This window comes from Bacteroides sp. 11BF, from assembly GCF_019633765.1.
Taxonomy (GTDB): domain Bacteria; phylum Bacteroidota; class Bacteroidia; order Bacteroidales; family Bacteroidaceae; genus Bacteroides; species Bacteroides hominis.
Map to the genome: position 1 here is coordinate 215198 of NZ_JAFKPJ010000003.1, position 16224 is coordinate 231421.

Consider the following 16224-nt stretch of genomic DNA (forward strand, 5'->3'; position numbering starts at 1 on the left):
TAATTATTTTACTAATTTCGTGGCGTACATATATGAATCAAGTAAATGAAAATGGAGAATAACGCATTAACCGGAAAACCTTATAACATTGGATATGCCTTAAGCGGAGGCTTTATTAAAGGATTTGCCCATTTGGGAGTTATCCAGGCCTTATTGGAGCATGATATTAAACCGGATATCATTTCAGGAGTAAGTGCCGGAGCTTTGGCCGGAGTTTTTTACGCCGACGGTAACGAACCCTATAGAGTGTTGGACTACTTTTCCGGACATAAATTTCAGGACTTGACCAAACTTGTGATTCCCAAAGTCGGTTTATTTGCACTGGGAGAATTTATAGACTTTCTGAAGTCGAATCTTAAAGCACAGAAACTGGAAGACTTAAAACTTCCACTTATCATCACCGCCACTGATCTGGATCATGGGCGCAGTATGCATTTTCATAAAGGGAATATAGCCGAACGAGTGGCAGCTTCATGCTGTATGCCGGTATTGTTTACGCCTGTAAAAATAGGAAATACACACTATGTGGATGGAGGGCTTTTGATGAATTTACCAGTTTCTACCATCCGAAATGAATGTGAAAAAGTAGTGGCAGTAAATGTCAGTCCGCTGATGGCAGAGAAATATAAAATGAATATTGTCAGTATTGCCATGCGCTCTTATCATTTTATGTTTCGCGCCAATACGTTTCCGGAGCGCGATAATTGTGATTTACTAATAGAACCTTATAATCTGGAGGGTTACAGCAATACTGAGCTTGAAAAAGCTGAAGAGATTTTTGAGCAAGGCTATAACACAGCTTCCGAAGTTTTGGATCAACTGATTGAGGAGAAAGGAAAGATATGGAGATAATAAAAACCGGATTGGCTGCTTTTGGTATGTCGGGACAGGTATTTCATGCCCCGTTTATCAGTACGAATCCGCATTTCAAACTTTGTAAAATAGTAGAGCGTACCAAGGAACTCTCTAAAGCACGTTATCCGCAAGCAACGATTGTGCGTAGTTTTAATGAGTTGACAGAGGATCCCGAGATAGATCTGATTGTGGTTAATACCCCGGACAGCACACATTATGAATATACCCGAATGGCTCTTGAAGCCGGAAAAAACGTGGTAGTTGAGAAACCTTTTACTTCTACTACAGAACAAGGAAAAGAATTAATAGCTTTGTCTGAACAAAAAGGACTAATGCTTAGTGTGTATCAAAACCGCAGGTGGGATGCAGACTTTTTGACAGTACGTGATATTCTTGATAAGTCGTTGTTAGGTCGCTTAGTGGAATATGAATCAACTTTCGCCCGTTACCGAAACTTCATCAAGCCTAACACATGGAAAGAAACGGGAGTATCGGGAGGTGGACTGACATATAATCTGGGATCACACCTGATTGATCAGGCAGTTCAGCTTTTCGGAATGCCTGAAGCTGTTTTTGCCGATTTGGGTGTACTTCGTAATGGAGGAAAAGTAGATGATTATTTTATAATTCATTTGTTACGTCCTTCCTTGGCACCTGATGTGAAGATCACCCTGAAAGCAAGCTATTTGATGCGGGAAGCCGAACCACGTTTCATGTTGCATGGGACGTTAGGATCGTATGTCAAATATGGAGTCGACAAACAAGAAGCTGCCTTATTGGCTGGTGAAATGCCTAGCAGCCCTAATTGGGGAGAGGAATCGGAACAAGAATGGGGATTATTGCATACAGAAATGAATGGAAAAGAAATCTGCCGGAAATATCCGGGTATATCCGGTAATTATGGTGGTTTCTATCAGAATATATATGAACACTTGTGTTTAGGAAAAACGTTGAAAACGCATGCACAAGACATCTTGAATGTGATACGAATAATCGAAGCGGCTTATCAGAGCCATCGGGAAACTAAAATAGTTAATCTTAAATAGCTTTTATAAAAATGAAGAACGAAGAAAAAATGATTATTTATCAAGTGTTTACGCGCTTGTTTGGAAATAATAATAACCACTGCATCAATAACGGAGACATCTTACAAAACGGTTGTGGAAAAATGGCTGATTTCACAACCAAAGCTTTGGGTGAGATCAGAAAGCTCGGAGCGACTCATATTTGGTATACCGGTATTATCGAACACGCTACTCAGACTGATTACAGAAGATATAATATCCGACCGGACCATCCGGCTATTGTAAAAGGCAAAGCGGGCTCTCCTTATGCCATTAAGGATTATTATGATGTAGATCCGGATTTGGCTACTGATGTTCCCGGACGAATGAAAGAGTTTGAAAACCTGGTAAACCGCACACACAGGGCAGGACTAAAAGTGATTATCGACTTTGTACCGAATCATGTAGCGCGCCAATATCATTCGGATGCACAGCCGGATGGTACCAGCCAACTCGGAGCCAACGATGATCCTAATTACTCGTTCAGTCCATACAATAATTTTTATTATATTCCACAATCGGAATTGCACGGTCAGTTTGATATGACAGGAAACGCAGTGGAACCTTATCGTGAATTTCCTGCCAAAGCAACTGGTAACAATCGATTTGATGCTTACCCGAATATAAATGACTGGTATGAAACTGTAAAGCTGAATTATGGAGTAGATTATCAAAATGGAGGAACCTGTCATTTTTCACCGACTCCGGATACCTGGATTAAAATGTTGGATATTCTTTTTTTCTGGGCTTCCAAGAACATTGATGGATTCCGTTGTGATATGGCTGAAATGGTTCCGGTAGAGTTCTGGGAATGGGCTATTCCACAAGTGAAACAAACCTATTCCAATATTTTGTTTATTGCTGAAGTATACAATCCTCACGAATATAAAAATTATCTGTTTCGTGGTAAGTTCGATTATCTCTATGATAAAGTAGGACTGTATGATACCTTGCGTAACGTGGCTTGTGGTTACGATTCAGCAACTGCCATCACCCGTAGTTGGCAGTCTTTGGGGGGGATTGAAAAGCGGATGCTTAACTTCCTTGAAAATCATGACGAACAGCGCATTGCATCTGATTTCTTTGCCGGAGACCCACGCAAGGGCATTCCCGCGCTAATCGTATCAGCTTGCATGAATACGAATCCGATGATGATCTATTTTGGTCAGGAGTTCGGAGAAATGGGAATGGATAGTGAAGGATTCAGCGGACGTGACGGACGAACCACTATTTTCGATTATTGGAGTGTAGACACCATTCGGCGTTGGCGTAACGAAGGTAAATTTGATGGAAAAATGCTAACTGAAGAACAAAAGCATTTATATGCAATTTACCATAAGGTTTTGACTCTATGTAATGAAGAGCAAGCAATATCAAAAGGTGTATTTTTTGATTTGATGTATGCCAATGAAAATGGATGGAGATTTAATGAACATAAGCAGTATACTTTCATGCGTAAGTATAAAAATGAATTGCTGTTTGTAGTCGTAAACTTTGATAATCAATCGGTAAATGTTGCAATTAATGTACCTTCTCATGCCTTCGATTTTTTGCAGATTCCCCAATTTGACTCATACAAAGCAACCGATTTAATGACCGATAAAGAAGAAGTAGTCTGTTTATTGCCTTATAAAGCCACAGAAATAGCTTTAGGAGCATATACCGGTAAAATACTGAAGATTAAATTTTAATTGAATATAAAACAGCCCTTGCAATCTAATCTGTGCAAGGGCTGTTTTTTTATCTGTTTATTCCCATTTTTATTTGGTTCTTTTCAATACCATTGCTGTTCGCGCAGGAATGTAGAGTTTCAACCATTCTTTCTTTTCTTTTTTATACAAAGAATCGGGTAATGTGAAATGCTTCACACTATCATCTGACAAGCCATTGCCTCCGTAAACTACGTTGTCTGTATTCAATATTACCTCATAAGTTCCGGGGGTTACCAAAAATCCATAATCAGTAAATGATTGTTTCGGATTGAAATTGAACACAAAAATCAAGTCTTTACGTTGGTATGCCAGTACTTGGTCACCATCGTTATGCCAAATTTCCTGTACAGGAGTCTGCTGAATGTTTTTAACGCTCTTGATTACTTTCAGCATGTCAGCATCAAAATCACCTAAGTAATGGTAAGTCAGGTTTTTATTATCAACCAAATCCCACTGGCGGCGAGCATATTTACATGACCATCCGTTACCTTCACGCGGGAAGTCAATCCATTCCGGATGTCCGAATTCGTTTCCCATAAAATTCAGGTATCCACCGTTGATCGTACTTGCCGTAAGTAGACGAATCATTTTATGGAGAGCAATGCCCCTATGAACCATATAGTTTTCATCGCCCTTCTGCATATGCCAGTACATGTCGGCGTCAATCAGGCGGAATATGATTGTCTTATCTCCTACTAACGCCTGATCATGGCTTTCGGCATATGAGATTGTCTTCTCATCCTGTCGGCGGTTAGTTACTTCCCAAAACATGCTGGATGGCTTCCAGTCTTCGTCTATCTTTTCTTTAATGGTCTTAATCCAATAGTCGGGGATATTCATAGCCATACGATAGTCAAATCCATACCCTCCGTCTTCCACTTTGGCGGCAAGTCCCGGCATACCGGATACCTCTTCTGCAATGGTAATAGCCTTAGGATTCACTTCATGAATCAATTCATTAGCCAGTGTCAAGTAACAGATGGCATTGCCATCCTGATGCCCATTAAAATAATCCCCATAATTACAGAATGCCTCGCCCAATCCGTGGCTGTAATAGAGCATAGAAGTGACACCATCGAAACGGAATCCGTCAAAGCGATACTCTTCCAGCCAGTATTTGCAGTTTGAAAGCAAGAAATGCATTACTTCGTTTTTACCGTAGTCGAAGCAAAGTGAATCCCATGCCGGATGTTCTCTGCGTCCGCCCGGATAGAAATATTGGTTCGGATCACCTGCAAAGTTACCCAATCCTTCTACCTCATTTTTTACGGCATGCGAATGAACAATGTCCATAATAACGGCAATACCCAGTTCATGAGCTGTATCAATTAACAGTTTAAGTTCCTCTGGAGTGCCGAAACGAGATGATGCCGCAAAGAAACTTGACACATGATAACCGAAACTACCATAATATGGATGCTCCTGTATGGCCATAATCTGGATACAATTGTATCCCTCTTTGGCAATGCGTGGCAAAATTTTCTCACGGAATTCATTATATGTTCCAACTTTTTCCTCTTGCTGTGCCATACCGATGTGGCATTCGTAAATCAGCAATGGATCGGTACTGGGTTTAAAGGTTTTCTTTTTAAATTTAAATGGCTTCTCCGGTGCCCATACCTGGGCACTGAATATTTTGGTGTTTTCATCCTGCACCACCCGGTTAGCCCAAGCGGGAATTCGTTCTCCCTGACCACCTTCCCAGTATACATGTAATTTATATAGATCGCCGTGTTTGATAGCGTCAGCAGGCAATTTAATTTCCCAGTTACCATTTTTCAGGCGTTTTAGTTTATAAGTAGGTTTTTCTTCCCAATTACTGAATGTACCTACCATGTAAATATGCGACGCATTTGGTGCCCACTCACGGAATATCCATCCTTTATCAGTGCGATGTAAACCGAAATAAAGATATCCGGAAGCGAAGTCCGACAACGTAGATTTTCCCCCATTGGTCAATTCGGCCTTCTTATCCATGGCATGTTCAAAACGTCCGACGATAGCGTCTTTGTAAGGTTCCAGCCAAGGATCATTTTTAATCAGATTAAGAGTCTTTTCCATAAAAAGGATGTATTATTGTGTTTCAGAATTTGTTTTTAGAGTCATTCAGGATATAACTATCCAATCGTTATTCAAAATCATCGATAGTAAAATTCGTAAAGTCAGCAAAGCGTTTGAATTGCCGGAACACCTCTTCTGTTTTATCCAGAATATCAGGAGCCAGGAAAAAACTGTCTGGCACAGAATAAGCACAAGTAAATTCTTTAGGTTTCAAATAATCAATGTATTTGAAATCTTTAGGAAAACCTTTAGGAGCAGTTTTTAGAAAATCTTCACCAACAACTGGAAAGAACTTTTTGAATTCAGGATCTTCCACAATCGAACGATACTCGTCAATGTTATCATAAATAGATTGACGCAATGCTTTTAAAACGTTGGGTGGCAGGCATAAACTACCTCCGGCCAGCATACAACCTTCTGGTTGTATATGTACGTAATAACCACTATGATTGGATTTTTTCCCTTTCGCATTAATATATCCTCCGAAATGATTCTTATAAGGAGTTTTATCAGAAGAAAAACGGGTGTCCCGGTAAATACGATAGGTACAATCTTTGGGTTGAATGCCACGGATACTTTCGTCAAAGAGTGAAATACGGGCCATTACGGAAGAAAGGAAGTTTTCAAATTCTATGCGGGCTATTTCATATTCACCCCGATGTTCATTAAACCACTCACGATTGTTATTCGCAGTAAGGTCTTTTAAAAAACGAAAGATAACAGGTATATTACTCATTGTGTCATTCTTTTCTGTTTATATCCCACAAATATATAAGAATTATTTGTAACTATCCATAAAATGGACGAAAAACAGGTATAAAAAAAGTGTCGGCTCTTTGTAGCCGACACTTTAACACATTTATCAATAAAACAGACGCCTCTGTTTCTGACGTACTTACTTATCACAAGCTGGTACAATCTCTTTAATTAATCTTATATCTAATACTATGAAAAACACATCTATATAACATGCCCCAAAGAGGTTTTGTTCAAACAGACCAGAAATAAACTTGTTAATAATCGTTATATCCGTATGAGATCCTGATTGACATCAATCTTTATCTTACCAAAGTCGATCATTGCGTTGAATAAACAGATTTGAGAGTATTCAAACAACCGCTCTACGGTTATTTCTTTTTCCTTGATTAGATTCATAGCTAACAATGATGCTCTTCGGGTACCTTTAAGGAGAGGCTGTTTTGGGGTATACCATTCACTTCCATCGAAAAGAGCAATATTACCTATAGATGTATCTGTCAGAAGTCCATTCTTGACAATTAGTATGTCGTCTTGTTCCTGTCTGCGAGCGAAAAGCTCATTAATTACACTCCGGTCTGTACTTTTGTAAGTGTAATCGATATCATCCGAATAAACAATCTGTAAAGAATGTACCGGACGTATCTGATAAGACGTATATGTAATCTCCTCTATTTCGCGACCATAGATTACTCTGCACTTCATCACTCCTTCGCTTGATACAGGATAAAGGTATTTTGATAGCTCTAACGCAGGCTGTTCCGGCCAAAAAACTGCACGTGTCCGGTTCATCCGATTCGTGTGATAATCCAGATTATATATTATTCCTCTCTCTATATGTATTGTTTCAATAAATTGGCACATAAACTTTCTGCTTCATTTCATTATATTCACTTTCTAAGTCACTTTTACAGGTAATCCCTCCTCCACTCTTAAAAAACATTTTTCCATCTTGTTCTTCAATGAAACGAATCATGACGGCACTATCCAACTTTTTTCCGTTATAGTATCCGGTAATGCCAGTATAAAACCCTCTATCATAATTTTCCGCCTGTTCTATTATCTCCATCGTTTTATGTTTTGGGGCTCCCGTAATGGAACCGGCAGGGAGAAGCTTGAAAAGAATATCTCCCAAACAGGAAACATAATCTTTCGGCAAAATCCCACTGATTTCCGAACTGGTCTGTAAAATAGGGCCGTGATTTGTATGGAGAGTATCTACATAGCGATAACGGGTTACAGCTACACAATCTGCCACCATACTCAAATCATTCCGTATCAAATCAACAATTGTGGCATGTTCTGCCGCCTCCTTTTCATCCTGCATCAAGACTTCCAAGGCGGAAGGTAAAGTTGCGTCCATTGTTCCTTTCATAGGATAAGAACAAATCTTCCCATTCTCTATACGAATGAATATCTCTGGGGAAAAAACGACAAAGCGATTCTTCAGCCAAAGTTTGTATAAAGCTCGAGAATGATAAAAGATATCTTCCAATCCTAAATTTGTAGTGACCGGAGTTATACAGGTGAGATTCGTTAAAAAACTATTTCCTCCCAGAATATTTCTGCGTACAGTATCGAACGAAGTTTTATATTGTACAAGCGATATTGGGGTCGTTCTCCATGTTATAGGAGATTGTAAAGGTGTAGGTACAGACGTACAGTTGCTAAAGCCATTCAGATTATAAAGAAGCTCAGACGGGTCAATATTATCTATCTGCTCTACAAAAGAACAATCTTGTTTATAGTTTATAATAAACAGAAACGCTTCTCCTGTTTTGGCCAGTTTGTTTATACGGTCGATAGCTTCATTTTTACTATAGGATTGCATCATTCTTTTTTTCACTGTTTAGTTCAAGTGACAAACTTACAATAAATCTCTGGAAAAGACGAATAAAAAGGGACAAATGTCTTCGTAATGCCTGTCAATAAGGCGTTTGCGAAGACAAATGAGGACAGGCGAAAAATCGAGGTAACGTAAAGGAAAGCGGATTTATGAAGAAGAACGGTCTCCAAATCATTACCCGCCGAATGGTGATTTTTAACACACCGTGTTGTATTTGGCAGCTTGTGGCACAGGTTGGCATATCAAGGTCTAACTCGTTGAGTAATAACTTTGCAAACAAAAAACGAGTATGGCAAGAAGCACATTCAAGGTTCTGTTCTACGTGAACGGCAGCAAGGAGAAAAACGGTATTGTCCCCATCATGGGACGAGTGACAATCAACGGGACTGTGGCGCAGTTCAGTTGTAAGCAGAACATCCCGAAAACGCTTTGGGACGTGAAAGGAAACAAGGCGAAAGGCAAGAGCCGCGAGGCACGAGACATCAACCTTGCCCTTGACAACATCAAGGCGCAAATCATCAAACATTACCAGCGCATTTCAGACCGCGAGGCATTTGTTACGGCTGAGATGGTGCGCAACGCCTATCAGGGAATCGGCAGCGAGTATGAGACGCTGCTAAAAGCATTCGACCGTGAGAACGAAGTGTTCAAGAAACGGGTAGGCAAAGACAGGGTAATGGCTACCTATCGGGCACGTGTACGGGCAAGAAACCATGTAGCCGCCTTTATCAAGTCGTTTTACAGACGCAGCGATATGTCCATGTTGGAACTTACTCCCGATTTCATCAAGGAGTTCGCCGCATACCTCTCGACTGAAGCCGGATTGCGGAACGGTTCGATATGGGCAAACTGTATGTGGCTGAAAGGCGTGGTCATGAAAGCGCATTATAACGGGTTGATACCGCGCAATCCTTTCATCCAGTTTCATATCAGCCCCAATGTGAAAGAACGGGAATATCTGACGGAGGATGAACTGAAAGCGGTCATGACACATGAGTTTGCAGACAGCAAGCTCGCATACATCCGTGACATTTTCATCTTTGCCAGTTTCACCGCCTTGTCATTCGTGGACATTCAGGAACTGACGAATGACAACATCGTGGAGGTGAACGGCGAGAAGTGGATATTGTCCAAACGCCACAAGACAAAAGTCGCCTTCCAAGTGAAGCTGCTGGATATACCCTTGCAGATAGTCGAACGCTACCGACCGATGCAGAAAGACAATCGTATATTCCCCGGCTTGAACTATTGGTCTATCTGCAAACCGTTGAAACGGATGATAAGGGAATGTGGCATAACCAAGTCAATATCATTTCATTGCAGTCGTCATGGCTTCGCAACATTAGCTTTGAGCAAGGGGATGCCCATTGAAAGCGTAAGCCGTGTGTTGGGACATACGAATATAGTCACGACCCAACTCTACGCAAAGATAACCACGCAGAAGCTCGACAACGACCTGACCATGTTCGGCGACAAACTGAGTAAGACGTTTAACGGAATAACGATGTCATGAGTATGAGAAGAAACAGCATAACAGTGAATGAATCCGGCAATATCATCATGCCGGAGAATGTCTCAAACATTTGGATGAGCGAGCCGGAATTGGTGGAACTGTTCGGAGTAATTGCTCCGACACTTCGTTCTGCCATCAGAAACATCTATAACAGTGGAGCATTAAAAGAATACGAGGTACAGAAGTATGTTCGGCAGGAGAACGGGTATCATGCCGATGTGTTCAGCTTTCCGATGATAGTCGCACTTGCTTTCCGCATTGACAGCTTCGGTGCGGAACAGGTGCGCAATGCCATATTTAAAAGGCTGTACTTGCGAAAAGAGAAAACAAATATCTTCTTTTCGCTGGGTATAAATGGTTGGGATATGTCTAATTATCAGGCATAAGTTCTAATGATATGACGACATGAAGTAGTGAGACCTATGCGTATTCCCATTGCCAACAATGTATTTATACGAGTATGTGAATAGGTGTATTGCCATTCATACGTACGATTACGACAAACCCGAAGAAAAATCCATTAGAATGGCATTTCTTCGGGCTTTTGTTGTATGTCATAAAGCCAAATCCAAGAAAATCTTACGTGAGGTATGCGTGAGTTGTTAATCCGTTCTGCGCTAATTGCCGAGTTTTGCACTGATTAAACAAAAAAATGAAGTGCTAATGAAACAAGGCAACTTTGAAAATGAGGAGTTTATCCGTGTGGGTACTACCCTCTACAAGTTAGTGAACCAGCCCCGTCTGAACGGAGGCTATGTGAAGAAGCGCATCGTGTGGAACAACGAAACACTGCGGCAGGACTACGGCAAGGACTATCTCGCCACCGTGCCGAAGTACGACGGCTTCTGCACCGTCCCCGACCATGTGGACTACCGTCCCGTGGTGGACAAGTTCCTGAACCTCTACGAGCCGATAGGACACCGTCCGCAACAAGGCGAGTTTCCCTGTATCCGGTCATTGGTGCGCCATATCTTCGGTGAACAGTATGAATTGGGCATGGACTATCTTCAATTGCTCTACCTGCAACCCGTGCAGAAACTGCCTATCCTGCTGTTGGTATCAGAAGAACGCAACACGGGCAAGAGTACATTCCTGAACTTCCTGAAAGCTGTGTTTCAAAACAATGTCACTTTCAATACCAACGAGGACTTCCGCAGCCAGTTCAATTCCGACTGGGCAGGAAAACTGCTCATCGTGGTGGACGAGGTATTGCTCAACCGCAGGGAGGACAGCGAGCGGTTGAAGAACCTCAGCACCACACTTTCCTACAAGGTGGAAGCCAAAGGCAAAGACCGTGACGAGATAGCGTTCTTTGCCAAGTTCGTGCTATGCTCCAACAACGAGTATCTGCCTGTTATCATTGATGCAGGTGAAACACGCTATTGGGTGCGCAAGATAGACCGTCTGCAATCCGATGACACAGACTTCCTGCAAAAGCTGAAAGCTGAGATACCTGCCTTTCTGTATTACCTGCAATACAGACAACTTTCCACCGAAAAGGAAAGCCGTATGTGGTTTGCGCCCTCTTTGCTGCATACCGAAGCCTTGCAGAAGATTATCCGCAGCAACCGCAACCGATTGGAGATAGAGATGTGCGAACTTATCCTTGACATTATGGAAAGTGTCGGCACGGACACATTCTCGTTCTGCCACAACGACATTCTTCTTTTGCTGGTACATTCGCAGGTAAAGGTGGAGAAGCACCAAGTCAGAAAGGTATTGCAGGAATGTTGGAAACTTACTCCTGCCTCTAACGGGCTTACATATACCACTTACCAATTCAATTACAATCGGGAGTGCCGATATGAGCCGATAAAAAGAGTCGGTCGTTTCTACACCGTCACAAGGGAACAACTTGAATCCCTGTAATACTATTCTTTTTTTGTTGAATTGATGAATAATGATATAACCATACTGATAATAAACAGCATACACTCTCAACAAATTCTCAACAATCGAAAAGAAAAGTTGAGAGGGAAACAGCATCAGTTTGTTGGATTCTCTATTTGTGAGTGGTTTGTTGAGAAGATGTTGAGAATATAAAGCATTAACGTATAGGACAATACATATCTCATTCATCAAATCAACGTTTTTACAGTCATCATCAAATCCATAGAAATTATATCATGAACATCCAAGAAGCAAAACAAATCAAAATTGCGGACTATCTGCAAAGTTTGGGTTATTCGCCCGTAAAGCAACAGGGAAACTGCCTGTGGTATAAATCCCCGTTCCGTCAGGAAACGGAAGCCTCGTTCAAGGTGAACACCGACCGCAACCTGTGGTTCGATTATGGACTGGGAAGAGGTGGTAACATCATCGCACTTGCAGGGGTACTGTACGCATCCGACCATGTGCCTTATCTGCTTGGCAAGATAGCGGAACAGGCACCACACATCCGTCCCATATCTTTCTCTTTTCGCCAGCAGGCATCCGAACCGAGTTTCCAACATTTGGAGGTGGGCGAACTCACCCATCCGGCATTGCTCCGATACTTGCAGGAACGGGGCATAAACATCGCTTTGGCAAAGGCGCAATGTAAAGAGCTCCACTTCACCCATAACGGCAAGCCCTATTTCGCCATCGGTTTTCCGAATGTGGCGGGAGGATTTGAAGTGCGTAACCGTTTTTTCAAAGGCTGTGTCGCACCCAAAGACATCAGCCATATTCGGCAACAGGGAGAAGCGAGAGAGAAATGCCTTGTATTCGAGGGCATGATGGACTATCTTTCATTCCTCACGTTGCGGAAGAGGAACTGCTCGAACTTGCCCGACCTTGACAGGCAGGATTACGTCATCCTCAATTCGACCGCCAATGTTTCCAAAGCTATAGATGTGCTGCACGGGTATGGACGTATCCACTGCATGCTCGACAATGACGAGGCGGGAAGAAAGGCGTATCGGGAATTGGAAAGGAAGTTCGCCGGACGCATCCGCGACTTCTCCGACAACTACAAAGGGCATAAAGACCTGAACGATTACCTGCGTGGAATCCGGCAGAAATTAGCCGTTAGTCCACCGCCAAGAACTATCGTAAAACCCAAGAAGAAAGGGTTGGGATTATGACATCCCGAATGAGAAAAACGGGAGATGCCCGAAACTCATTCCTTAAGGATTGGGAGGTAGCAAGTTTGTGTTTCGGGTGTACCGAAACCGCTTGCCACCCACCATCCAAATTGCAGGAGGTGGCATCCCGTCGGTCTATACAGTTGAATCAGTAACCGAATTAAAAGGAATAAAATATGGAACAGACAAAGGAACACAAGGAACGCAACAAGGGAGGTCGCCCCAAGAAGGAAGCAACCGAGAAACTGAAATACCGTATCGCAGTGAAAATGACGGCAGCCGACTACTTCCGCCTGCTGACACGATCGCATGAGGCGGGCGTATCACCAAGCGAGTACATGAGGGAATGTTTCCGTAACGGTCATGTGAAAGAACGGCTGTCGGAGGAACATGCCGGATACATCCGCCAACTCTGCGGCATGGCTAACAATCTCAACCAGCTTGCGCGTAAGGCAAACGCCGGAGGCTTCCACGATGAACGGTGGGACTGCAAGGTGGCAGTGGCAAGGATTCATGAACTTATAACCAAGATAGGGATATGATGGCGAAAATCGTAAAAGGAAGCGACTTCAAGGGTGCGGTGGATTACATCATCGACAAGAAGAAGGATACGCAGATAGTAGCAAGCGAAGGCTTGTTTATGGAAAATCTGGAAACTATCGCCATGAGTTTCAATGCCCAGTCACGGATGAACGATAAGGTGACAAAACCTGTCGGACATATCGCGTTGAGTTTTTCCAAAGAGGATGAGTTACGGCTGACGAACCGTATCATGGCAGGCATCGCGCTTGAATATATGAAACGGATGGGAATCAAGAATACGCAGTTCTTCATCGCCCAGCATTTCGACAAGGAGCATCCGCACGTGCATATTGCTTTCAACCGCATAGACAACAACGGCAATACCATATCGGACAGGCACGAGCGTCTGCGCAGTACCCGCATCTGCAAGGAATTGACCTTGAAATACGGCTTGCATATGGCTGGCGGAAAGGACAATGTCAAACGCAACCGCCTGAAAGAGCCAGACAGGACGAAATATGCGCTTTACGACATCATCAAAATGGAAGTCGGCAGATGCGGCAACTGGAACGTGCTTATCGCCAACCTGAAACGGCAGGGAGTGGAAGTACATTTCAAGCATAAGGGGCAGACCAGCGAGGTGCAGGGTGTTGTATTCTCCATGAATGGCTACCATTTCAACGGCTCCAAAGTGGACAGGCGTTTCAGTTATTCCAAGATTGACGCGGCTTTGCAGCACAACAGATGCAGGGAACGTATGGGAATAACAGCCGGAATATATGAAACGGCTACACCAAGCGCACCGTCCGGCACGGCACAAAGCGAGTTGTTCAACGGCTCTTGGGGATTGCTAAAAAGCAGTGGCTCATCTTATAACGCTGCTGATGCGGAAGCCAATCAGGAAATGGTGGATATACTTCGCAGAAGGAAGAAAGTTAAGCGCAAGAGAGGTGTTGGGTTCTAATATTCTGTACTAATCCAATTCTCACGACACTTGCGCTCTATATTCATTCGGAGTGTAACCTACCTCTTTCTTGAACAGTCGGGTAAAATGTTGCGGGTACTGAAAACCGAGATTATAGGCGATTTCATTAACGGTGTCGTCTGTAGATGCAAGTTCCGTCTTGGCTATTTCAATAGACTTGTCATGAATGAAATGCAGGGCGGTTGAACCTGTTTCTTTTTTCAATAAATCACTGAAATAGTTGGGCGAGAGGCAGAGCTTGTCTGCACAATACTGTACAGTGGGCAAGCCTATCCGTTTAGCAGCCCCATCATGGAAGTATTCGTCAAGCAACCGCTCAAATCTTGCGAGGATGTCTCGGTTTTGGTTGTCGCGTGTGATGAACTGACGGTCATAGAAACGTGTGCAGTAATCAAGGAACGTCTTGATGCTGTCTGTGATGAGGTTCTTGCTGTGACGGTGTATCGGATGGTTCAATTCATATTGAATCTTGTGGAAGCAATCCATGATGATTTGCCGTTCTTCCACACTAAGGTGCAATGCCTCGTTTGTCTCGTAGGAAAAGAACGAATATTCACGCATTATCCGCCCGAGAGGTGTATTCCGCAGCAGGTCGGGATGGAACATAAGCAGGTAGCCATCTGGTTGGAACTGCATGCCGTCATCTTCCGCACCGAACACCTGTCCGGGCGCGATAAATATCAGTGTGCATAATTATTCCTAAGTCTGTGAAACCGGAACGCATGAAGCAGAATCTCGACATATTAGACTTCACCCTGTCGGCCGACGACATGGCACGGATAAAGACGCTGGATACCGACAAGCCTTTCTTACTCGGCTCGCACGAAGATCCAGAAATCGTAAAATGGTTCATGCAGTACAAAAACGCCTGAACATCAACAACCATATTTCGATAGCCGCTATCGACTATATTAAGAAGTTATTCGTATATGCCTTTATTGTAATCCGTCATGTACTGAGTAAATGTTTTGCCTGTTTGCTGTTTGAAGAAGCGCATGAGATGGCTCGGATCAGAGAAATTGAAATCATCCGCCATTTCACTGACAGTGCGGTTGGAGAATAGCAATTCGTTCTTCAGTTCCTCAAGCAGACGTTGTTTTATCAAATGGGTAGCTGATACTCCGAATTGGGCTTTTACTGAGTTATTGAGTGTGATGCGACTGACATGAAGCATGTCTGCATATTCCTGCACCCGCTGGTGGGTGCGGATATTCTGTTCCAACAAGTCCTTGAACCGAAAAGCGAAATTGTTTTTAGCAATTTCAGCGGGCAAGCAATAGGCGGCAGCGTATGTACGATTGATAATCAGCAAAAGATAATATAGTAAGGAAACAATGATATTGTACGTATCGGACACTGGATTCATCAGCTCATACTTAATCTTTCCGAGCAGCCGCATATATTCCTTCATTTCGTCATGTGTGGCATTGATGTAAGGCGGCGTATCTGTCTGGTAACAATACAAAAGGCGAAAAACGAAGAACTTGTCGGCGATAAAAGTACGCATGAAATCTTCGCGGAATATAAGGAACGTGTAATCCAACGCCGTCTCATCTACATGCCACTCTTGTTGCTGATGGGGTGAAAGCAGGAGAACCATGCCGTCGCGCAGTTCAATCTTGCGGAAGTTCAGTAGCAAATATCCGTTTGCCTTACGGAAAAAGTAGAAGCTGAAGAAGTCTGTCTTAAACCGCTTGTTTTCTGTCAGCACAAGTCCGATGTCCTTGTTTATGGCAGTATTGATGTAAAAATCCACGCCGCAGCGTGTCTTGTTGAACGGTACGCTGACCAGTCGATCAGGGTTGATTATCTCGTCCATATCCTTGTCGTTTTTGCAAAGATAAT

General features: G+C 42.9%; 16 protein-coding genes. 10 read left to right on the forward strand and 6 right to left on the reverse strand.

What is annotated here, in order from left to right; all coding sequences use genetic code 11:
* The first annotated feature begins 51 nt into the window (after positions 1-51).
* The 3 genes from JZY04_RS04275 to JZY04_RS04285 are packed head-to-tail and all read left to right on the forward strand — an operon-like array spanning position 52 to position 3610.
* Positions 52-852, forward strand: a complete 801-nt coding sequence (locus tag JZY04_RS04275; RefSeq protein ID WP_005806024.1) for a patatin-like phospholipase family protein — start codon at positions 52-54, stop codon at positions 850-852.
* On the forward strand, positions 843-1901 hold the full coding sequence (locus tag JZY04_RS04280) for a Gfo/Idh/MocA family oxidoreductase (RefSeq protein ID WP_122142089.1): 1059 nt from the start codon (positions 843-845) through the stop codon (positions 1899-1901). Before JZY04_RS04275 ends, JZY04_RS04280 begins: the two co-directional genes overlap by 10 nt.
* Before the next feature lie 11 nt (positions 1902-1912).
* Positions 1913-3610: an alpha-amylase family glycosyl hydrolase gene (locus JZY04_RS04285; protein WP_122142088.1), complete on the forward strand. Its 1698-nt coding sequence runs from the start codon at positions 1913-1915 to the stop codon at positions 3608-3610.
* Between the two features lie 69 nt (positions 3611-3679).
* On the opposite strand, the gene JZY04_RS04290 is transcribed toward JZY04_RS04285, so the two are convergent.
* The 4 genes from JZY04_RS04290 to JZY04_RS04305 all read right to left on the reverse strand — a co-directional run bounded on the left by JZY04_RS04290 (position 3680) and on the right by JZY04_RS04305 (position 8279).
* Entirely contained in the window at positions 3680-5692 is a 2013-nt protein-coding gene (locus tag JZY04_RS04290) for an alpha amylase C-terminal domain-containing protein (RefSeq protein WP_122142087.1), read from the reverse strand.
* Positions 5693-5759: 67 nt separating this feature from the next.
* Positions 5760-6428, reverse strand: a complete 669-nt coding sequence (locus tag JZY04_RS04295) for a DUF2461 domain-containing protein (protein ID WP_122142086.1) — start codon at positions 6426-6428, stop codon at positions 5760-5762.
* A 287-nt stretch (positions 6429-6715) separates the two neighbouring features.
* On the reverse strand, positions 6716-7312 hold the full coding sequence (locus JZY04_RS04300; RefSeq protein WP_122142084.1) for an aminotransferase class IV family protein: 597 nt from the start codon (positions 7310-7312) through the stop codon (positions 6716-6718).
* The gene (locus tag JZY04_RS04305; protein ID WP_122142198.1) at positions 7296-8279 is read right to left on the reverse strand and encodes an aminodeoxychorismate synthase component I; all 984 of its coding nucleotides are present in this window, start codon (positions 8277-8279) and stop codon (positions 7296-7298) included. The genes JZY04_RS04300 and JZY04_RS04305 overlap by 17 nt, the downstream gene beginning before the upstream one ends.
* 304 nt (positions 8280-8583) lie before the next feature.
* On the opposite strand from JZY04_RS04305, the gene JZY04_RS04310 reads away from it, so the two are divergent.
* From JZY04_RS04310 to JZY04_RS04335, 6 genes are all read left to right on the forward strand, one after another.
* On the forward strand, positions 8584-9807 hold the full coding sequence (locus JZY04_RS04310) for a site-specific integrase (protein WP_005775881.1): 1224 nt from the start codon (positions 8584-8586) through the stop codon (positions 9805-9807).
* Positions 9804-10193 (forward strand): hypothetical protein, encoded by a 390-nt coding sequence (locus tag JZY04_RS04315; protein ID WP_004328110.1) that lies wholly within the window; start codon positions 9804-9806, stop codon positions 10191-10193. The genes JZY04_RS04310 and JZY04_RS04315 overlap by 4 nt, the downstream gene beginning before the upstream one ends.
* Positions 10194-10470: 277 nt before the next feature.
* Entirely contained in the window at positions 10471-11676 is a 1206-nt protein-coding gene (locus JZY04_RS04320; RefSeq protein WP_004328112.1) for a primase-helicase family protein, read from the forward strand.
* Positions 11677-11933: 257 nt separating this feature from the next.
* Positions 11934-12872: a toprim domain-containing protein gene (locus tag JZY04_RS04325; protein ID WP_005775883.1), complete on the forward strand. Its 939-nt coding sequence runs from the start codon at positions 11934-11936 to the stop codon at positions 12870-12872.
* A gap of 176 nt (positions 12873-13048) precedes the next feature.
* Positions 13049-13414 carry a MobC family plasmid mobilization relaxosome protein gene (locus JZY04_RS04330; RefSeq protein ID WP_004329306.1) on the forward strand — a complete coding sequence of 122 codons (366 nt, stop codon included), beginning with the start codon at positions 13049-13051 and terminating at the stop codon, positions 13412-13414.
* Positions 13411-14358, forward strand: coding sequence for a relaxase/mobilization nuclease domain-containing protein (locus JZY04_RS04335; protein ID WP_117817625.1), 948 nt, complete (start codon positions 13411-13413; stop codon positions 14356-14358). Before JZY04_RS04330 ends, JZY04_RS04335 begins: the two co-directional genes overlap by 4 nt.
* Before the next feature lie 21 nt (positions 14359-14379).
* Here JZY04_RS04335 and JZY04_RS04340 read toward each other — a convergent pair whose 3' ends face one another.
* The gene (locus JZY04_RS04340; protein ID WP_004329304.1) at positions 14380-15039 is read right to left on the reverse strand and encodes an AraC family transcriptional regulator; all 660 of its coding nucleotides are present in this window, start codon (positions 15037-15039) and stop codon (positions 14380-14382) included.
* Between the two features lie 23 nt (positions 15040-15062).
* Here JZY04_RS04340 and JZY04_RS04345 point away from each other — a divergent pair, with 23 nt between their 5' ends.
* Positions 15063-15251 carry a hypothetical protein gene (locus tag JZY04_RS04345; RefSeq protein ID WP_005775886.1) on the forward strand — a complete coding sequence of 63 codons (189 nt, stop codon included), beginning with the start codon at positions 15063-15065 and terminating at the stop codon, positions 15249-15251.
* Between the two features lie 47 nt (positions 15252-15298).
* Here JZY04_RS04345 and JZY04_RS04350 read toward each other — a convergent pair whose 3' ends face one another.
* Positions 15299-16198 carry an AraC family transcriptional regulator gene (locus JZY04_RS04350; RefSeq protein ID WP_004329302.1) on the reverse strand — a complete coding sequence of 300 codons (900 nt, stop codon included), beginning with the start codon at positions 16196-16198 and terminating at the stop codon, positions 15299-15301.
* Positions 16199-16224: the final 26 nt, after the last annotated feature.